Raw genomic sequence first — 19198 nt, 5'->3', positions numbered from 1 at the left:
TATGAACAACAAAACAGCGCCATTCAAGCCCGCAAAATCATCACGTGATTAATTTTTAGGCATCTTGACGCGGGTGATTGCCTCTGCATTCACCGCCGCCTAAACAAAGCCCAATCGAAGGAACCCACAGATGACCACAGCCGCCATCATCGTCGCCGCCGGACGCGGCCAGCGCGCCGGGGGCGGTGTACCCAAACAGTGGCGCGGGCTGGGCGGGCGACGGGTGGCGGACTGGACCCTCGATCGGTTCCGGGGGTGCGTCGATCATATCGTTCTGGTGCTGTCGGAAGACGACACTGATGCGTGGGAAGAATTCAGCGTCTCGGATCTGATCCTGACGTCGGGCGGTGCCAGCCGTGCCGCATCGGTTCAAAGCGGGCTGCGGGCCTTGGCGGCGCATAATGTCGACAAGGTCCTGATCCACGACGTTGCGCGCCCCTGTGTCAGCGCCCGGATCATTGGCGATGTGCTGGCCGCGCTCGACAGCCACGCCGCCGCTGCGCCCGGGCTGGCGGTCACAGATGCGCTCTGGACCGGGGACGGATCGCTGGTGACGGGAACGCAGGATCGCAAAGGCCTCTTTGCTGCGCAAACGCCGCAGGGGTTTCACTATGACGCGATCACCGCAGCCCATGCCGCCCACCCCGGCGACGCGGCGGATGACGTCGAGGTTGCGCGGTCCGCCGGGATTGAGGTGGTCATCGTCCCCGGCGACGCAGATAATCTGAAAATCACCCGACCCGAGGATTTCACCCGGGCCGAGCGCACAATGGGAACGGATATGAATGTAAGGCTGGGCAACGGCTATGATGTGCACCGCTTTGGTGACGGGGATCATGTTATCCTGTGTGGCGTGAGGGTCCCGCATGATCGCGGGCTTCAGGGCCATTCGGATGCCGATGTGGGGATGCATGCGGTCACCGATGCCATCTATGGCGCGCTGGCGCAGGGCGATATCGGACAGCATTTCCCGCCTTCCGACCCGCAATGGAAAGGGGCCGCCAGCGAGATATTCCTGCGCCACGCCGTCGAACTGGCCGGGCAGATGGGCTACGCCATTTCGAACGTCGACTGCACGCTGGTCTGCGAATACCCCAAGATCGGCCCTCATGCCGAGGCCATGCGCACCGAGATGGCGCGGATCATGGGTCTGCGCGCGGATCAGGTCTCGGTCAAGGCCACCACGTCCGAACGGCTGGGCTTTACCGGCCGCAGCGAGGGTATCGCATCGCTCGCCACCGCCTGTCTGGTGAAATCATGACGGCGGCGCAGTTGATCGGAACCGTCTGCGGCGTGGGCTATCTGCGCCCTGCCCCCGGCACATGGGGCTCTCTGGCGGCGTTGCCTTTGGCTTGGCTGCTGCATGTGATCGGTGGCTTTCCGTTGCTGGTCTTGGCGACCGCGGCAGCCTTCGCCGCTGGCCTCTGGGCCACGCGCGTCATGACCGAAGGGCAAGATGATCACGACCCCTCGGAGATCGTCATTGATGAGGTTGCGGGCCAGTTCATCGCGCTTTGGGCCGTGTCCTACCCGGCCTGGGCGCATGGGATCGAGATCACGGCGCTCTGGCCCGGCTGGGTCGCAGGGTTCCTGTTGTTCCGCCTGTTCGACATCACCAAACCCGGCCCCGTCGGCTGGGCCGACCGGCGCGGAGACCCAATGGGCGTGATGCTCGACGACGTGATCGCGGGGGTCTTTGCCGCCATCGGTGTCCTGATCCTTGCCGGGATCGCGCATGGGGTGATGGGCCTGTGATCGTCGCCGACCTGCTGGACCGCGCCAAAGCGCAAGGCGTGATGATTGCCACCGCCGAAAGCTGCACGGGCGGCATGGTAGCCGCCGCGCTGACCGACATTCCCGGCAGCTCCGCCGTGGTCGAACGGGGCTTCGTGACCTACACCAACTCCGCCAAGCAAGAGATGCTGGGCGTGCGCCGCGAAACGCTCGACGCGCACGGCGCGGTCTCGGAACAGGTTGCGCGCGAGATGGCCGAGGGCGCTGTGCAACATTCACATGCGCAGCTGGCGGTCTCGATCACCGGCGTCGCGGGCCCCGGCGGGTCCGAGTTCAAACCCGAAGGCCGCGTCTGCTTCGGGCTGGCCATGGAGGGGCAACCGACCCGCACCGAGACGGTCGAATTCGGCCCGCTGGGCCGGGAGTCTGTTCGCAAAGCCGCGCGCGACCATGCGCTGCAGATGCTGCTGCACAGCCTTTCGCAATCCGCCTAAATTTCGCGCAAACACGCCCAACGGGCGCAAATTTCATCAACAGTTGAGAAAAAGCCGCCAAAATAAGCGGCATTTTCTGCCATTGCGTCTTTTTTCCCCGCCGTCGCTCGGCTTCAACCCGCCGCACACCACTCACGAAGCGTCGGGCACCCCGCCGGATGCCCACAGAGAAAGGAGAGCGGCCCATGAACGGAGCCGATACAGCCTGGATCATCGTTGCAACAGCACTGGTCCTGTTCATGACATTGCCGGGGCTTGCCCTGTTCTATGGCGGGCTTGTGCGTGCGCGAAATGTGCTCAGCGTCTTCATGCACTGTTTTTCGATTGCCTGTTTGATGAGCATTCTGTGGCTGGTCGCAGGGTATTCCATCGCCTTCGGGCCCGGTGAAAGCGGTCTTTGGGGCGGACTTGGCAAGGCGTTCCTGAGCGGTGTCGACGCCGACAGCCTTGCGGGCACCCTACCCGAGATCCTGTTCTTCGCCTTCCAGATGACCTTTGCCATCATCACACCAGCCCTGATCGTCGGTGCCTATGTGGAACGTGTGGGCTTTGGCTTTGTACTCACCTTCTCGGCCCTCTGGATGCTGCTGTGTTACGCGCCCGTGGTCCATTGGATCTGGGGCGGTGGCATGTTGGCAGACGGCGGCATACTGGGTGAGATCGGCGTGCGCGATTTTGCGGGCGGTATCGTGGTCCATGAAACCGCAGGTCTGGCCGCGCTGATCATCGCCGTCATCCTCGGCCCGCGCCGCAACCGCACCACGCCTCCGCACAATCCCGGCTACGTGATGGTGGGTGCCGCGATGCTGTGGGTCGGCTGGTTCGGCTTCAACGGCGGCTCGCAATTGGCCGCTGACGGCGGTGCTGCCATGGCGATGACCGTCACACACCTGTCCGCCGCCACCGCCTCGCTAACATGGGCGCTGTGGGAACGTATCCGGTTCGGCAAAGCGTCGATGGTGGGTCTGGTCACGGGCACCATCGCAGGTCTGGCCTCGATCACACCAGCTTCGGGCTTTGTGGGTCCGGTACAGGCGCTGATCATCGGGGCCGTCGCGGGCGTGCTGTGCCAAGAGGCCGTGAACGTCATCCGCAACAAGCTGAACATCGACGACACGCTGGACGTGTTCGCCGTGCACGGCGTCGGCGGCATCTTCGGCACCATCATGATCGCGTTGTTCGGTCTGGGCACTTGGACAGCGCAGCTTGGCGGCCTGATCATCGTGGGTGCCTTTACGGCAATTGTCACCTTTGTGCTGGTCAAGGTGGTTGCACTGATCACGCCGCTTCGCGTAGACGCAGAGACCGAGACAAACGGGCTCGACCTCTCGGTACACGGAGAACGTGCCTATGACATGAGCAGCTAGGCCCACCTTGGCTGTTCCGCCCGTATGGGCGAAAGCGGACCTCTTGGGGTCCGCTTTTCTTTTTTGGCCCTCTCGACTCTGCCCTAAGGGTCACGCTATCAGCCCGCAACGTCCCTTTAACCCAGAGGTTTGCGCCATGATCCCCAGTTCCTTCCCCGACAGCTCCGAAATCGCCCGCCTGACCGCGCGGATGCTGCTGGAGATCAAGGCGGTGCACTTCAATTCGCGCGAACCGTTCACGCTGGCCAGCGGCCTGCCCAGCCCGACCTACATCGACTGCCGCAAGCTGATCTCATACCCGCGCATCCGCTCGACCCTGATGGATTTCCTGACCGTCACCGTGATGCGCGATGCCGGGTTCGAGGCGTTTGACAATATCGCAGGCGGTGAGACCGCAGGCATCCCCTTTGCCGCCATGGTTGCCGAACGCATGGCCCTGCCGATGACTTATGTGCGCAAGAAACCTAAAGGCTATGGCCGTAACGCCCGCATCGAAGGCGCGATGAGCGAAGGCGAACGTGTTCTGCTGGTCGAGGATCTGACCACCGATGGCGGCAGCAAGCTGTCCTTCGTGGATGCAATCCGTGAAACCGGCGCGACCTGCGGGCATACGGCGGTGATCTTCTACTATGGCATTTTCCCCGAGACCGAGAAGACCTTGGGCGATCACGGCGTGCAACTGCATTCCCTGTGCACCTGGTGGGACGTGCTGGCCGAAGCTAAGGCTCAGAAAGCGTTCGACAAAGAGACACTAGACGGAGTCGAAGCCTTCCTGAACGACCCGCGCGGCTGGCAGGAAGCCAACAAAAGCTGACGCTGCGACATCTGTGCACGGTTTGGAAACAACGTCCGTGCACAGCGATCCAATCGCACAATATGTTGACGAATAGCCCTGCCATCCGTCAATATGGTGGGGTTCGGAGATATGCACAGCCTATCCCCAGAAACATACAATTTGCCCCCTCGGGCGGGGCTGAGCTATGGACTGTGCCAACAGGCATAGAGAGCAGCAATGAACGAGATCAGCAGTATCGAGCAGGCAGCCGCACAGATTCAGAACCCCGAGACCATGCCGCACTCCATCGAGGCCGAGCAGCAGCTTCTGGGTGCGATCCTGACGAATAACGATCTCTATGACCGGGTGGCTTCGATCATCGGGGCCGAGCATTTCTATGACCCGGTCCACTCACGGATCTACGAGGTAGCGGCCACGCGTATCGCCAAAAATGCGCTGGCCTCGCCTGTGACGCTCAAATCCTTCATGGCCGAGGATGAGGGCCTGAAAGAACTGGGCGGCCCGGCCTATCTGGTCAAACTGGCCGGTGCCTCGATCAGCGCCTTCGCGGTGCATGACTATGCCCAGATGATCTATGACCTCGCCATCCGGCGCGAGTTGATCCGGCTGGGTCGCGACATCTCGGACAAGGCGGCGCGGGTTGATGTGTCCAGCGAACCAAAAGAACAAATCGTCGAGGCCGAGCAACAGCTTTACCAGTTGTCCGAGCAGGGCCAGACCGAACAGGGATTTCAATCCTTCCTCAAGGCGGTCACAGAAGCCGTCAACGTCACCAACGAGGCTTATCAGCGCGGTGGCGGCATGGCGGGGATTTCCACCGGTCTGGCCGACCTGGACAAACAGCTTGGGGGCCTGCACCCGTCTGACCTGATCATTCTGGCCGGTCGTCCGTCGATGGGGAAAACCTCGTTGGCGACCAACGTGGCCTTCAACGTCGCCAAAGCCTATAAGCGCGGCACCAAGCCCGATGGCAGCGAAGGTGCGATTGACGGCGGTGTGGTCGGCTTCTTCTCGTTGGAAATGAGCGCCGAGCAGTTGGCCGGTCGGGTTTTGGCCGAAGCCTCGGAAATTTCGAGCCACAAGATTCGTCAGGGCGACATGACCGAATCCGAATTCCGCCGCTTCGTGGACGCCGCGAAAGAGTTGGAAGCCTGCCCGCTGTTCATCGACGACACACCTGCCCTGCCGATCTCACAGCTTGCCGCCCGCGCCCGGCGGCTCAAGCGGACGCATGGGTTGGACCTTTTGGTGATCGACTATCTGCAGCTCTGCCGCGGCATGGCCGACAACCGCGTCAACGAAATCGCCGAGATTTCGATGGGCATGAAAGCCATCGCCAAAGAGTTGAACATCCCGGTCATCGCGCTGTCTCAGCTGTCTCGTCAGGTCGAAAGCCGCGACGACAAGCGCCCGCAACTGTCTGACCTGCGGGAATCGGGCTCGATCGAACAGGATGCCGACGTGGTGATGTTCGTGTTCCGCGAGGAATACTACAAAGAACGTGAAAAGCCCGGCGATCACGAGCTTGATAAGATGGAAGAGTGGAAGCAGGCTATGGAACGCTTGCATGGCAAGGCCGAGGTCATTGTCGGCAAGCAACGCCACGGCCCCATCGGCACGGTCGAGCTTTCGTTCGAGGCGCAGTTCACCCGCTTTGGCAACCTCGTTAAGCCGTGGCAGCAGGACGGCCAGATCGAAGGCTACTGATCCCTACCAAAGCGCCGGCTGGTTCAACGCTTCGACACAACGCGACGTGCCCTCTAGCGGCGTGTCACCACGGGCCGACAAGGGCTGCCCGATCCAACCATGGGGGTGGCTCAGCTTGAGCGGAGCCCGCGCAAACCCTTCGGTGATCGGCTGGAATCCGGTTTTGCAATAATAGGCCGGGTCTCCGTAAGTGATGATAAAATCAACGCCCGCCGCACGCAGCTGACCTAGCCCATGACGGATCAACGCCTGCCCGACACCGCTTCTCTGATAGCCAGTGCTGACCGCCACGGGCGACAGGATGAACACCTGCCGGTCGTCCTGATCAAACCGCAGACGCGACAGGAAGATGCACCCCAACAACGCGCCATATTCCATGGCCGAGAACACAAACAAGTCCTCATCAGGCGTGGTTTCCATCAGCTCGCGCACCAACTCACCGACCAGCTTACCCTCATCTGCGCCGTCCGAGGCGGTGAACACATCGATGAAAAGCGCCCGGATCTCGGCCTCACGCCCGTCGTGACCTGAAATAAACCCGATAGCCATCTTCGACACCCATTTCTGCCAGGGTGGCAGAGTGCCCTCGGTCAGGCCCTAAACGCAACCGCCAATTCAGCGCGTGTTAGGGCCTACACGCAAAACATGAACGATAGGCCATCCCGACGCGCTTTAACACCGATGTGAACACAATCCCGGATCGAACCACCCAACCCTCCAAGTCAGCCAAATCCTTGGATTTATTGGCCCTGCGACATCGCGCTCTCAGTTCCGGGCATTAAACCCATCTGCAAATCATCATTCCCTCTTGACCTCGGATCAGGCAATGTCTTGAACGGGATTATGAGTACCGCACGTTTAACGATCAATCTTCACGCGCTCGCCCATAACTGGCGCGCACTGGATGCAAAGACGGATGTCGAAACCGGCGCAGTCGTCAAGGCCGACGCTTACGGTCTGGGCGCGGAACCGGTGGCTTGGGCGTTGGCCGAAGAAGGCGTGCGCAAATTCTTCGTCGCCGCCGCCGAAGAAGGCGCCATCGTGCGCGAGGCGGTGGGACCCGAGGCGCTGGTCGCCGTGTTCTCGGGCCATATGGAAGGTGACAGCGAACTGTTGCGCAACCACAACCTGACGCCGCTGATCAACTCGCCCGAACAGTTCAAGCGCCATCTTGAGGCGCTGCCCAACCATCCCTTCGGCATCCAGCTGGACAGCGGCATGAACCGCCTTGGGCTGGAGCCCGCGGACTGGGCCGAGCTGAAGCACAAAGCGCTAGAGCGCGATCCGCTGGTCGTGATGTCTCATCTGGCCTGCGCCGACGAGCCCGAACACCCGATGAACCGCCAGCAGCTTGAGACCTTCAAGCAGATGACCGACGGGGTCGAGGTGCCGCGTTCACTCGCCGCGACCGGAGGCACCCTGCTGGGGGCGGAATTCCATTTCGATTTCTGCCGTCCGGGCATTGGCCTTTATGGCGGGATGCCATTCGCCGGGGCCAAGCCCGTGGTCACGGTCGATCTGCCGGTGATTCAGGTGCGCGACGTCGCGGTGGGCGAAACCGTGGGCTACGGCAACAGCTGGACCGCGCGCCGACCGTCGAAGATCGCGACGGTGGCCGCAGGCTATGCCGATGGGCTGCATCGTGCCATCGGCGGCGGCATCGATACATTCGCTGGTGATCAGCCCTGCCCGGTGGTAGGACGTATCTCGATGGACCTGATCACCGTGGATGTTACCGACTTGCCGTACAAACCTGACCGCCTGCGTATCCTGAACGGGCACCAAACCGTCGATGATCTGGCCGAAGCCGCCGGCACCATCGGTTATGAGATTCTGACCTCGCTCGGCAGCCGCTATTCCCGAGGCTACGTGGAATGACCCCCCTCTCATTGCTGGGGGAACTTGGTCGGACTATCCTGACCATGCTGGCCGCGTTTGGCCGCGTCGCTTTGTTCGCGCTGGACGCGATTTCGCATATTTTCCGGCCTCCGTTCTATCCGCGTGAATTCGGCATCGCCCTGCTGAATATCGGCTGGCTGTCCCTGCCCGTGGTCGGCCTGACCGCCATCTTCACCGGCGGCGCGCTGGCGCTGCAGATCTATGCCGGCGGCGCGCGTTTCAACGCCGAGGCCGTGGTGCCCCAGATCGTCGCCATCGGCATGGTGCGAGAGCTTGGCCCCGTACTGGTCGGCCTGATGATCGCCGCCCGCGTGACCTCCTCGATCGCTGCCGAGATTGCGACCATGAAAGTGACCGAGCAGATCGATGCCCTGGTCACCCTATCCACGCACCCGATGAAATACCTCACCGCCCCCCGCGTTCTGGCGGCGCTGATCACGGTTCCGGCCTTGGTCGCGATCGGAGATATCATCGGCATCGCAGGCGGCTACACCGTCGCCACGCAAAACCTGGGCTTCAATCCGGCGGCCTATCTGAAAAACACCGTCGATTTCCTTGAGGCGCGCGACATCGTCTCGTCACTGGTCAAAGGGGCCGCCTTCGGCGTCATCGCTGCCATCATGGGCTGCTATTATGGCATGTCCTCCGGCCGCGGCGCGCAAGGCGTGGGCCGCGCCACCAAAGGCTCGGTCGAGGCCGCCGCCGTGCTGATCCTCGCCGCCAATTTCGTACTCACAGGGGTGTTCTTCTCGCTATGATCCGGATGGAGAACGTACATAAGGCCTTTGACGACAACCACGTCCTGCAAGGCATGAACCTGGATATCCCCAAGGGCACATCGATGGTCATCATCGGTGGCTCGGGCACGGGCAAGTCGGTGGCGCTGAAATGTATCCTCGGCCTGATCAAGCCCGACAGCGGCATGATCTATGTAGACGGCAAGGACGCCCAGAAAGGTGACCGGGATGCGTTTCTGGCGCGCTTCGGGATGCTGTTTCAGGGCGCGGCCTTGTTTGACTCGCTGCCTGTCTGGCAAAACGTCGCCTTCCGCCTGCTGCGCGGCTCATTGAAACGCCCCGCCGAGGAAGCCCGCGAAATCGCCATCGAGAAACTGCGCCGTGTGGGCCTGAAATCCAACGTCGCCGACCGGTTCCCGGCGGAATTATCAGGCGGGATGCAAAAACGCGTCGGCCTCGCCCGCGCCATCGCCGCCGAGCCCGAGATCATCTTTTTCGACGAACCCACCACGGGGTTGGACCCGATCATGTCCGGCGTCATCAACGACCTGATCCGCGAAATCGTGACCGAGATGGGTGCCACCGCAATGACCATCACCCACGACATGAGCTCGGTCCGCGCAATCGCCGATAACGTGGCTATGCTGCACGGAGGCGTGATCCAGTGGACTGGCCCGGTCGGTCAGATGGATGCCTCGGGTGATCCTTATGTGGAGCAGTTTATCAGTGGGAGCGCTGAAGGGCCGATTGAGGCGGTGCGCTAAGCTTTCTCCGCCTCACGATCGCGCTTTATCTGCTCATACGCCCGCTTGGCATAGTCATAACGCAGCAGATATTTTCCTGCGTTGACAACGAAATCAGGCGTCTGAGTGCGCACGACTTCAAGAGTCTGTCGAAGATGGATGCCGGAAACCGGAATATACGCCGGATCCTCCCCGGAAAATCTGTTGTAGAGCCGACCTCCGAACCAACGCCCCCTCTTCCGCGCCTCATCGGCTTCATAGAGCCGAAAATGCAGCACACCAAAGAGTTGTTCTCGGTCGAATGGCAACCGATCTGCAGCCGCACTTCCGGCCGACAACACGGCGCTTGCGCCGCCTGTCAGGGCGTCCGACATACCTTTGCTCAATGCAGAAGGACCACTCAAAACTTTTATGACAGGTTCAGGCATTACACCTCAAAGACGTTGACAACAGCTTGCAACCATAGCGCTAGCTTGGGCGGCTACAACGAAAAACTTGCGCGCGATCTGGCCACCTCATAGATATCAATTGCCTTGTCAGGGATTGTCTATGACCCTCCGCCTCGCCACCCTCTCGCTCCTGATCCTCTACCCCATCGCGTGGTTCGCCCCGCTGATGCGCGCGGGCCTTCTCCCGATCTTCGGGCTATCAGAGATCAGCGTCATCACCGGCCTCCAATCCTTGTGGAAATCCGACATCTTCCTCGCACTGGTCGTCACCGTCTTCGCCCTCTTCGCACCCTACGTCAAAACCATCGGCACCGCGCTGATACAATGGAACCTGCTGGACCCGCGCGTGCAGCCCGCGCTCAACATCCTCGGCAAGCTGGCGATGGCCGATATCTTCCTCATTGCGCTGTATATCACTCTGGCCAAAGGCATCTCTTACGCCACCATCGAAACCGCCTGGGGCCTCTATCTTTTCACCGGCTGCATCCTCGCCTCTTTGACGCTGGGGCATATTACAGAGATGACATTCGGTTCACGAAAACCTCAGACCTAATTGATTGAAAACGCACTTCTAGGTATCATTTAGATATTTCGAGCAGCAACGTGTTTGTAGTTCACGGGTCCGCAGCGGGCCAGATCGTGTTTAATGACCCTCCGCTTCGGCCCGGTTTCGTATCGGTAGATGAAGGAGTTCGACGACCATGGCCGCCCTCCACGCAGCAACATTGCAATTCCAGAATGTTTTCCTGAAGTTCACGTTTTTCCTGATCTGCGCCGCCGCTCTGGGCGCGGTTACAGCCACCGCTCTGTCGGCCCTTGGCATCATTCCCTGGCTTTCGATGCAGGCCGGGTTCGGTGAAGCCGGCGTGATCGACGCAGGCATCTACATCCAGATCGGCCTGACCGCGCTAATCCTGATGCTGGCCTTCTACCTGCCCTCCAGCGCTCGCATGATGGCGCTGGAACGGACCCACCGGAACTTTTCCCTGAACATGCAGGACGTAGCCGGGGCCTATCAGATGGCCCACGCCGCCGACCGCAGCGGAGCCTTCTCGCTGTCCTCCGAATTCGACGCAGTCAAGGAACGCATGGCCTTTCTGCGCGACCACCCCGATCTGCAGGGGCTGGAGCCGCAGGTGCTGGAACTGGCTGCACAGATGAGCCAGATCAGTCAGGAACTGGCCGACACCTATGGCGACGCCAAAGTGGACCGCGCCCGCACCTTCCTGCAGCAACGCCAGCAAGAGGTCGAACAGTTCCAGCAGCGCATCGAAGAGGCCCAGATCATCCAGCACGAGTTGCGCCAATGGACGCGCGACATCGAGATCGAGGAATCCATCGCCAAATCGCAACTCGCGCGTCTGCGAGATGAGCTGTTCGATCTGCTGCCTGAACTCTCGGCGCAACTGCAATCCTCGACGGACGACAAAACACCCGCCAGCGTGGTTGCCATGACCCCGCCTCGGGCCGCCGAATAGGCGCTGAAAGCGCCCGCCGCAGAGGATGGCCCGCAGGGCCTGACGACGCGGCCCGCCCCCGGCGGTGAGGAAAGCCCGCAAGGGCTTGAAGAACCGCCCCGCCTCGGGCACCAAGGGCGCCATGGCAAAGACACAAACCTTCTCCTGCTCCGCCTGCGGTGCCTCACACACCAGATGGTCCGGCCGCTGCGATGGCTGCGGTGAATGGAACACCATCGTTCAGGAAACGCCTCTCTCGGCTGGCCCTGCGAAAAAATCCCTTGGCGGCAAACGCGGCCAATCCATCGCACTATCAGACCTGTCGACCGAGGAAACACCCCCACCTCGCACGCTCTGCGGTGTCGAAGAACTCGACCGCGTCCTCGGCGGCGGCCTCGTCCCCGCCTCGGCCCTGTTGGTGGGCGGAGACCCCGGCATCGGCAAATCCACCCTTCTGCTGCAGGCCGCCGCCCGCTTTGCCCGCAATGGGATCAAAACCATCTACGTCTCAGGCGAGGAAGCCAGCGCGCAGGTGCGGATGCGTGCGCGTCGTTTGGGCCTCGAGAACTCTCCGGTCCAACTCGCCGCTGAAACCAACCTGCGCGACATCCTGACGACGCTTGAGGCCGAAAAGCCCGGCCTCGCCATCATCGACTCGATCCAGACCATGTGGGCCGACAATGTGGACAGCGCGCCGGGTTCGGTGTCACAAGTCCGGGCCGCAGCGCATGAATTGACCACATTTGCGAAACGACATGGGGTCTCGATCATCATGGTGGGTCACGTCACCAAGGAAGGCCAGATCGCAGGGCCGCGCGTCGTGGAACACATGGTCGACACGGTGCTGTATTTCGAAGGCGAGCGCGGCCACCAGTTCCGCATCCTGCGGGCCGTCAAGAACCGCTTTGGTCCCGCTGACGAGATCGGCGTGTTCGAAATGACCGGCAAGGGGCTGGCGCAGGTCACCAACCCATCGGCCCTGTTTCTGTCGGAACGTGGTACGCCCAGCCCCGGCTCAGCCGTGTTTGCAGGTATCGAGGGCACCCGTCCGGTATTGGTCGAATTGCAGGCCCTCGTCGCCCCCTCACCCCATTCTCAGCCCCGGCGAACAGTCGTTGGCTGGGACAGCGGACGCCTCGCTATGATCCTCGCCGTGTTAGAGGCCCGCTGCGGCATCCCCTTCGCGGGGCTCGACGTGTATCTGAACGTGGCCGGTGGCCTGAAAGTGTCCGAACCCGCCGCCGACCTCGCGGTGGCCGCGGCGCTGCTGAGCGCGCGCGAAGATACTGCCCTGCCCGCAGACACCGTGGTTTTCGGAGAAATCTCGCTGTCCGGGGCACTTAGACCCGCACCGCAGACCGAAAACAGGTTGAAAGAAGCGCAAAAACTTGGTTTCACGGCGGCAATTGCTCCGGCGGGTGGCAAAACCGGCACTGTGGCAGGTCTGACACTCACCCGACCCTCTGATTTGGTTGGGTTTGTTGGCGAAACCTTCGGAGCAGGTTAAGGTCGCGCCCCGAGGGGCAGTAAAAAGAACAGGCGAGGGCCATGGAAGGTTTTACAATTATTGACGGGGTTGTCGCCCTGATCATCGTGCTGTCGGGCCTTCTGGCCTATTCGCGCGGTTTCATGCGCGAGGTTCTGGCCATCGCGGGCTGGGTCGCCGCCGCAGTTCTGGCGTTCATCTTCGCGCCGCAAGCTGTGCCGCTGGTCAAAGAGGTCCCGGTGGTCGGAGAGTTCCTGCGCGACAGTTGCGAGCTTTCGGTGATCACGGGCTTTGCCGCCGTCTTCGCCGTGGCCCTGATCGTGGTCAGCATCTTCACGCCGCTGTTCTCGTCGCTCGTCCAACGCTCGGCGATTGGCGGACTGGATCAGGCGCTTGGGTTCTTCTTCGGCATCGCGCGCGGCATCCTGCTGGTGGCGATCGCGTTCTTTGTCTACGACACCGTGATGACCGGTCAATCTTACACGATGGTCGACGAAAGCCGCTCGGCCAAGGTGTTCGAACAATTCAGCGGCAAGATCGAAGAACAAAACCCCGAGGCTGCTCTGGGCTGGGTCACCGCGCAATACGAAGAACTGGTCGCAAGCTGCACCGCCGACAGCACGGCGGACACCCCGGCCGAGGCCTCGGACAGCTGATCCGCCAAAACAGCAATAAACGTAAGAAGCCCGGCGCCGACCGGGCTTTTTCATGCCCGCTCAGATAAACCCTTCGCCACCGCAGATCGTGCAGCGGATGCTTTTCAGACCAAAACAGCCGTCGCACCGGCTGGGGATCGGCTTGCCGAACTGATCGCGGCTTTTGACCACTTCGCCGCTGCCTTTGCAAATCTCGCAGGGCGCACGCCCGGACCCACGACACCGATGGCACCGCCGCTTGACCGGTTTGTCCTTCGGAGCGTTCTGCTTGTGCTGCCACATGGCTGGCCTTCCACCCAATCGCGTTCGGGAAACATGACAGCACAGGCCAGCCGGTTTGTCATCCATTACCCGCGTCCTGCAGAAATCCCGCCTGCGGCAAACCGCATATGTGATCCTTTGATGACACGCGCAGCGTTAGGCAGTATGTCGGGGCCGTACCGACATGGAATCGGAGCTGCCGATCTTGCTGTATCTGTTCTCACTCGCACTGGCCGCCGCGCTTGTGCAGGCGTGCCGTCCCCGCGGGATGCACCAGATACCGTGCCGCAGTCCCTCCGACCAGACCGTCAGCCAGACCAAGCCATAGAAAACGGAGCCCGTGTATGTGTGGGATTTTGGGGATCGCAAGCCGGACACATGATGTCTTTGCGGAAATCTATGACGGGCTGCTGATGCTGCAGCACCGGGGCCAGGATGCCTCGGGGATCGTGACCTATAATGGTGAGTTCTTCCGCGAGAAAAAAGCTAACGGCCTGGTCAAGGACGTGTTCAACACCGGCGACGCCGAAACCCTGCTGGGCCGGGTCGGCATGGGCCATGTCCGCTATCCCACCGCAGGCTCGCTGAGCGCGGCCGAGGCGCAGCCGTTCTTTGTGAACGCACCTTACGGCATCTATCTGGTCCATAACGGCAACATCACCAACACCGAAAAGCAGCGCGAAAAAGTCACTGCCAAATACAGCCGCCACCTGCGCACCACTTCGGATTCCGAGGTTCTGCTGAACGTGCTGGCCGACAAGGTCGCCGATGCGATCAAGGTCAACGGCAATGCCGACCCGATCCACAACCTGTTTGCAGGCGTCAAGATGACGATGGAGCGGGTGCAGGGTGCCTATTCCGTGATCTGTCTGGTCGCAGGCGTCGGGATGCTGGCCTTCCGCGACCCCTACGGCATCCGCCCGCTGTCGGTGGCCAAACGCGCAGCGCCGGGTGATGGCGATGATTATGCTTTCGCCTCCGAGGACGTGGCCTTTGGCATCAACGGCTTTGACAAGCTGCGCGACCTGAACCCCGGCGAAGCGATCCTGATCGATCTTGATGGCAACATGCACGAGTTTCAGGCCGTCGAAGGCCAACTGACGCCCTGTATCTTCGAATATGTCTATCTGGCCCGCCCGGATTCCCTGCTGGATGGGGTTTCGGTCTACAAGACCCAGATGCGGATGGGTCAGACGCTGGCGAAACAGATTCAGGACTCAGGACTTGAAATAGATCGTATCATCCCCGTCCCCGACAGCGCCCGCCCCGTCGCGCTTGAGGCTGCCAAGATCACCGGCATTCCCTATCGCGAGGGTCTGGTGAAAAACCGTTATGTCGGGCGCACCTTCATCATGCCCGGTCAGGCCGAGCGTCAGAAATCCGTCCGCCGCAAGCTGAACGCGGTGCCGCTGGAGTTCGACGGGCATAACGTGCTGCTGATCGACGACTCGATTGTGCGCGGCAATACCATCAAGAAGATCGTCCAGATGTGCCGCGAGGCTGGCGCAAAGAAGGTCTATATCGCCAGCGCCTCGCCGCCGGTGAAATATCCCAATGTCTACGGCATCGACATGCCCACCCGGCACGAACTGATCGCCAACGGCAAAGAGATCGAGGAAATCCGCGAGGAACTGGGCGCGGATGCGCTGTTCTATCAGAACCTCGACGACCTGATCTGGGCCGCAAAAGAGGGCAACCCCGAGATCGAGGCCTTTGACTGTTCCTGCTTCGACGGCAACTATGTCACCGGGATTGATGAGGACTATCTGAACAGCCTCGAAACCAGCAGCCGGGTCAGCAAGAAGCGTGAGGATATGCAGGTTGTCGGCGGGTCGTGGAACGCGGCTAAGCTGGCGTCGGGCTAACCCTGCCCGGTCAGGCGAATCGCTTTGGCCGGGTGTGGCCAGGCAATTGGGGATGACCCGAACCATCGGTCAAAATCCGCCTACAACCTTTTGCTGAACTGGCTGCGTTTGCAGCGGGTTCCATTGCCCCCTTCAAGGACCACCTGAAACGGGGCCAAAGGGTCCTTTTGACCCGGTGGTTGCTGTGGTAGCCGGGCGCCCTGAACCACTCACAAAACAGGGTCCGGGCGCACAGCCCGGCCGCAGATCATGGCAAATACAACGGTCAGCAGCGCCGCCACACAGGTGGGTGCGCTCGAGAAAAATTTGGTTTCGGTGCTGGGCGTTTTTGGTCCCGCGGCCGAGTTGCAGGCGCTGATGCGCCTGTCATCGGGACGGGTCAAGAAGGTCAAGCCCGGCAGCCGTGTTGGCACGGGCAAGGTGGTCGCCATTGATCAGGACGGCGTGGTACTGCGACAAAGCGGCCAGAACCGCCGGATCGCCATTCCCGGCAGTTGATCCTGACTTGACGCCCTGCGCGCGCGGGTTCAAACCCCAATCATGACCGATCAGACCAAAATCGCCCTGATTACCGGGGCCTCGCGCGGGTTGGGTGCGGCTTTGGCCGAGGCCCTCAGCCCCGAGTATCACATCGTCGCCGTCGCCCGCACCACCGGCGGGCTGGAAGAGCTGGACGACCGCATTCAGGCCAAGGGCGGCGCGGCCACTCTGGCCCCGATGGATATCGCCGATCCCAATGCGATGGCGACCCTGTGCCGGGGCATTCATGACCGCTGGGGCAAGGTTGATCTGTGGTTGCATACGGCAATTCACACCTCGGCCCTGACGCCCGCGCATTTCGTTGATCCGAAGGAGTGGGCAAAGGCGGTCAATATCAACGCGACAGCAACCTCGGTTCTGATCCCCTATATCACGCCCCTGCTGGGCGAGGCGGGTCAGGCGGTGTTCTTCGACGATCCCAAGGCGGGTGAGAAGTTCTATGGCATCTACGGCGCCACCAAGGCCGCGCAGATGGCTCTGGCCCGCAGTTGGGCCGCCGAGACCGCGCGGACCGGTCCCCGTGTAACGATCGTTGAGCCCGCGCCGATGCCCACGGCGGTGCGGGCCCGGTTTCATCCGGGTGAAGATCGGGACGCTCTGACCAGCACGGCGGATGAGGCAGCGCGGATTTTGGCGCAGCTTTAGGGGATGGCCCTTGCGGGCCATGCCTCCGGCGGGGATATTTATGGCCAGATGAAGCGGGTGGATTACCCGATATGGACGCCGTTGCGTCCGGCGAGGTCGACGAAGAATTGCCATGCGACGCGGCCCGAGCGTGCGCCACGGGTGGCCTGCCATTCGATGGCCTCGGCGCGCAGCGTGTCGGGGTCGACCGTGACACCGTGGGCGGCGCAGTAGCGGTCGATCATGGCGAGGTATTCGTCCTGATCGCAGGGGTGGAAGCCCAACCACAGGCCAAAGCGGTCCGATAGCGAGACCTTCTCCTCGACCGCCTCGGACGGGTTGATAGCGCTGGAGCGTTCGTTTTCGATCATGTCCCGCGGCATCAGGTGGCGGCGGTTTGAGGTGGCATAGAACACCACGTTTTCCGGGCGGCCTTCGATGCCACCATCCAGCACCGCCTTGAGCGATTTGTAGTGCTGGTCATCGTGGCTGAACGACAGGTCATCGCAGAACAGGATGAACCGATGCGGGGCTGCGCGCAGGTGATTTAGCAGGCGCGCGACCGAACCCATATCCTCGCGCTGAAGCTCAACCAGTTTCAGATCAGGGTGGTGGGTCTGCAGCGTGCCATGCACCGCTTTGACGAGGCTGGATTTCCCCATTCCGCGCGCGCCCCAAAGCAGAGCGTTGTTGGCCTTGTACCCGGCGGCAAAGCGGCGCGTGTTGTCCAGCAGCGTGTCGCGCGAGCGATTAATGCCAACGAGCAGATCCAGATCGACGCGATTGACATGCGTCACCGGTTCCAGCCTATCGGGTTCCACATGCCAGACGAAGGCCGGGGCTGCGTTGAAATCGGGGGTGGCCAGTGGCGCGGGGGCCATGCGTTCCAACGCGTCGGCGATACGGTTCAGGGCTTGATCGTCCATCGGTTTCTCCGCGGGTGTTTCGGCGAAGTTCAACCATGTTCGGCCCGGTACAACAAGGGCGGAACAAGAAAAAGGCGCGCCGGTGATGGGCGCGCCCTTTCAAAGTTTGCAGCGGATTACTTGGTCTCTTCGTAGTCCTGCATCATGTCCGCATCGGCCTCGGCTTCTTCATCGTCATAGTAGCCATCGGCGCGCAGTTGTTCTTCACGCTTCTTCTCAACGCGGGCAACGAGGAAGATCGACACTTCATAAAGGCCGTAAACCACTACGAAGAGGATGATCTGAGTAATTACATCCGGCGGCGTCACGATCGCCGCCAGCACCAGAATGCCGACCACCGCGTATTTGCGCATGGCACCCAGACCTTCGGCGCTGACCAGCCCCGCCTTGCCCATTAGGGTCAGCAAGACCGGCAGTTGAAAACACAGGCCAAAGGCGACGATGAACTTGATCGTCAGGTTCAGATATTCCTGCGCCGAGCCCTGGAACACCACGCTCAGCGGCGCGGCATTGGTGCCATCGGCGACGGCTTCGCCCTCGGCCCCGAACTGCTGGAACCCTAGGAAGAAGTCATAGGCCAGCGGCGTAACCACATAGAACGCAAAGCTTGCCCCCAGCAGGAACATGAAGGGCGAGGCCAGCATGAATGGCAGAAACGCGTTTTTCTCGGACTTGTAGAGCCCCGGCGCCACGAACCGCCACATCTGCATCCCGATATAGGGGAACGCCAGAATGAACCCGCCCAGAAGCGAAACCTTGATGGCCACAAAGAATCCTTCCTGCGGCGAGATGAAGATCAGCCCGCAATCCTGCCCACGTTCGGTCAGAACCTCGCACAGCGGCTGGGTCAGGAAGTTGAACAGCGGCGTCGCCACCGTGAAACAGATGATCATCCCGATCAGAAACGCCACGACACTGTGGATCAGCCGTGAGCGCAGCTCGGTCAGATGCTCAATCAATGGGGCCGAGCTGTCTTCGATCTCGTCGGTCTTGGTCATGTCTTGCTTTCGGTCTTCAGCGCGGCTTCGGCCTCTTCTGCCTTGGTCAGCGCATCCGCGGCCTCTTTGGCCTTGCGTTCAGCAGCCGCGCGGGCAGTCGTGGCCTGTATCTTCTTGGCCTGCTCGGCCCGTTCAGCGGCCAGCTTGCCGGTCTCGCTGTCGGGATCGAACTTGGTCGGGTCGATGGATTTGGCCACGTCGCGCGCGGCCTCGTTGATCCCGTCCATCGCGGTGCTCACGGGATTGGCCGCCGCATTCAGGCCCTTCTTGATCTCGTTGACGCCAGCCTCGTCCGCGGCCTCGTTCATCGCGGTGCTGAACTCGCGCGCCATGCCCCGCGCCTTGCCGACAAACCGCCCGACATTGCGAAACAGCACAGGCAGGTCTTTCGGCCCCACCACGATCAGCGCGACGATGCCGATGACCAGAAGCTCGGTCCAGCCCAGATCAAACATCTAA

The 19198-nt window shown here is 61.6% G+C and carries 22 protein-coding genes; 16 read left to right on the top strand and 6 right to left on the bottom strand.

Annotation, left to right across the window (positions count from 1 at the left end):
• Positions 1-130: 130 nt before the first annotated feature.
• From ACR1XV_RS06955 to ACR1XV_RS06930, 6 genes are all read left to right on the top strand, one after another.
• A complete protein-coding gene (locus ACR1XV_RS06955; protein ID WP_480529659.1) occupies positions 131-1261 on the top strand; it encodes a bifunctional 2-C-methyl-D-erythritol 4-phosphate cytidylyltransferase/2-C-methyl-D-erythritol 2,4-cyclodiphosphate synthase in 1131 nt (376 codons plus the stop codon).
• Positions 1258-1755, top strand: a complete 498-nt coding sequence (locus ACR1XV_RS06950; RefSeq protein WP_480529658.1) for a phosphatidylglycerophosphatase A family protein — start codon at positions 1258-1260, stop codon at positions 1753-1755. The genes ACR1XV_RS06955 and ACR1XV_RS06950 overlap by 4 nt, the downstream gene beginning before the upstream one ends.
• Positions 1752-2228, top strand: a complete 477-nt coding sequence (locus tag ACR1XV_RS06945) for a CinA family protein (protein WP_480529657.1) — start codon at positions 1752-1754, stop codon at positions 2226-2228. Before ACR1XV_RS06950 ends, ACR1XV_RS06945 begins: the two co-directional genes overlap by 4 nt.
• Before the next feature lie 185 nt (positions 2229-2413).
• Positions 2414-3595: an ammonium transporter gene (locus ACR1XV_RS06940; RefSeq protein ID WP_480529656.1), complete on the top strand. Its 1182-nt coding sequence runs from the start codon at positions 2414-2416 to the stop codon at positions 3593-3595.
• 136 nt (positions 3596-3731) lie between these two features.
• Positions 3732-4409, top strand: coding sequence for an orotate phosphoribosyltransferase (locus ACR1XV_RS06935; RefSeq protein ID WP_480529655.1), 678 nt, complete (start codon positions 3732-3734; stop codon positions 4407-4409).
• 198 nt (positions 4410-4607) lie between these two features.
• On the top strand, positions 4608-6098 hold the full coding sequence (locus ACR1XV_RS06930; RefSeq protein WP_480529654.1) for a replicative DNA helicase: 1491 nt from the start codon (positions 4608-4610) through the stop codon (positions 6096-6098).
• A 3-nt stretch (positions 6099-6101) separates the two neighbouring features.
• Here the strand turns inward: ACR1XV_RS06930 and ACR1XV_RS06925 are convergent, their stop codons facing one another.
• Positions 6102-6647 (bottom strand): GNAT family N-acetyltransferase, encoded by a 546-nt coding sequence (locus ACR1XV_RS06925; protein WP_480529653.1) that lies wholly within the window; start codon positions 6645-6647, stop codon positions 6102-6104.
• A 294-nt stretch (positions 6648-6941) separates the two neighbouring features.
• On the opposite strand from ACR1XV_RS06925, the gene alr reads away from it, so the two are divergent.
• The 3 genes from alr to ACR1XV_RS06910 are packed head-to-tail and all read left to right on the top strand — an operon-like array spanning position 6942 to position 9498.
• The gene (gene alr, locus ACR1XV_RS06920; RefSeq protein WP_480529652.1) at positions 6942-7976 is read left to right on the top strand and encodes an alanine racemase; all 1035 of its coding nucleotides are present in this window, start codon (positions 6942-6944) and stop codon (positions 7974-7976) included.
• A complete protein-coding gene (locus tag ACR1XV_RS06915) occupies positions 7973-8755 on the top strand; it encodes an MlaE family ABC transporter permease (RefSeq protein ID WP_480529651.1) in 783 nt (260 codons plus the stop codon). Before alr ends, ACR1XV_RS06915 begins: the two co-directional genes overlap by 4 nt.
• Positions 8752-9498: an ABC transporter ATP-binding protein gene (locus ACR1XV_RS06910; RefSeq protein ID WP_480529650.1), complete on the top strand. Its 747-nt coding sequence runs from the start codon at positions 8752-8754 to the stop codon at positions 9496-9498. The genes ACR1XV_RS06915 and ACR1XV_RS06910 overlap by 4 nt, the downstream gene beginning before the upstream one ends.
• Here ACR1XV_RS06910 and ACR1XV_RS06905 read toward each other — a convergent pair.
• A complete protein-coding gene (locus tag ACR1XV_RS06905; RefSeq protein WP_480529649.1) occupies positions 9495-9905 on the bottom strand; it encodes a hypothetical protein in 411 nt (136 codons plus the stop codon). The genes ACR1XV_RS06910 and ACR1XV_RS06905 overlap by 4 nt on opposite strands.
• Positions 9906-10026: 121 nt before the next feature.
• Here ACR1XV_RS06905 and ACR1XV_RS06900 point away from each other — a divergent pair, with 121 nt between their 5' ends.
• From ACR1XV_RS06900 to ACR1XV_RS06885, 4 genes are all read left to right on the top strand, one after another.
• Positions 10027-10479, top strand: a complete 453-nt coding sequence (locus ACR1XV_RS06900; protein WP_480529648.1) for a paraquat-inducible protein A — start codon at positions 10027-10029, stop codon at positions 10477-10479.
• Between the two features lie 148 nt (positions 10480-10627).
• Positions 10628-11404 carry a DNA repair protein gene (locus ACR1XV_RS06895; RefSeq protein WP_480529647.1) on the top strand — a complete coding sequence of 259 codons (777 nt, stop codon included), beginning with the start codon at positions 10628-10630 and terminating at the stop codon, positions 11402-11404.
• A gap of 121 nt (positions 11405-11525) precedes the next feature.
• Positions 11526-12890 carry a DNA repair protein RadA gene (radA, locus tag ACR1XV_RS06890; protein WP_480529844.1) on the top strand — a complete coding sequence of 455 codons (1365 nt, stop codon included), beginning with the start codon at positions 11526-11528 and terminating at the stop codon, positions 12888-12890.
• Between the two features lie 41 nt (positions 12891-12931).
• Entirely contained in the window at positions 12932-13525 is a 594-nt protein-coding gene (locus tag ACR1XV_RS06885) for a CvpA family protein (RefSeq protein ID WP_480529646.1), read from the top strand.
• 60 nt (positions 13526-13585) lie between these two features.
• Here ACR1XV_RS06885 and ACR1XV_RS06880 read toward each other — a convergent pair whose 3' ends face one another.
• Positions 13586-13807 carry a hypothetical protein gene (locus ACR1XV_RS06880; RefSeq protein ID WP_480529645.1) on the bottom strand — a complete coding sequence of 74 codons (222 nt, stop codon included), beginning with the start codon at positions 13805-13807 and terminating at the stop codon, positions 13586-13588.
• 323 nt (positions 13808-14130) lie between these two features.
• On the opposite strand from ACR1XV_RS06880, the gene purF reads away from it, so the two are divergent.
• From purF to ACR1XV_RS06865, 3 genes are all read left to right on the top strand, one after another.
• The gene (purF, locus tag ACR1XV_RS06875) at positions 14131-15651 is read left to right on the top strand and encodes an amidophosphoribosyltransferase (RefSeq protein WP_480529644.1); all 1521 of its coding nucleotides are present in this window, start codon (positions 14131-14133) and stop codon (positions 15649-15651) included.
• A 249-nt stretch (positions 15652-15900) separates the two neighbouring features.
• Positions 15901-16149: a hypothetical protein gene (locus ACR1XV_RS06870; RefSeq protein WP_480529643.1), complete on the top strand. Its 249-nt coding sequence runs from the start codon at positions 15901-15903 to the stop codon at positions 16147-16149.
• Positions 16150-16191: 42 nt separating this feature from the next.
• Positions 16192-16836: an SDR family NAD(P)-dependent oxidoreductase gene (locus ACR1XV_RS06865; RefSeq protein ID WP_480529642.1), complete on the top strand. Its 645-nt coding sequence runs from the start codon at positions 16192-16194 to the stop codon at positions 16834-16836.
• Positions 16837-16898: 62 nt separating this feature from the next.
• On the opposite strand, the gene ACR1XV_RS06860 is transcribed toward ACR1XV_RS06865, so the two are convergent.
• The 3 genes from ACR1XV_RS06860 to tatB all read right to left on the bottom strand — a co-directional run bounded on the left by ACR1XV_RS06860 (position 16899) and on the right by tatB (position 19194).
• The gene (locus tag ACR1XV_RS06860) at positions 16899-17741 is read right to left on the bottom strand and encodes an ATP-binding protein (protein ID WP_480529641.1); all 843 of its coding nucleotides are present in this window, start codon (positions 17739-17741) and stop codon (positions 16899-16901) included.
• Between the two features lie 116 nt (positions 17742-17857).
• Positions 17858-18739: a twin-arginine translocase subunit TatC gene (tatC, locus tag ACR1XV_RS06855; protein WP_480529640.1), complete on the bottom strand. Its 882-nt coding sequence runs from the start codon at positions 18737-18739 to the stop codon at positions 17858-17860.
• Positions 18736-19194 (bottom strand): Sec-independent protein translocase protein TatB, encoded by a 459-nt coding sequence (gene tatB, locus ACR1XV_RS06850; protein WP_480529639.1) that lies wholly within the window; start codon positions 19192-19194, stop codon positions 18736-18738. The genes tatC and tatB overlap by 4 nt, the downstream gene beginning before the upstream one ends.
• Positions 19195-19198 lie beyond the last annotated feature (4 nt).

The organism is Ruegeria sp. AD2(2025) (genome assembly GCF_056542385.1).
The sequence above is the reverse complement of the archived record's forward strand: the minus strand, read 5'-3'. Positions and strand labels throughout refer to the sequence as shown.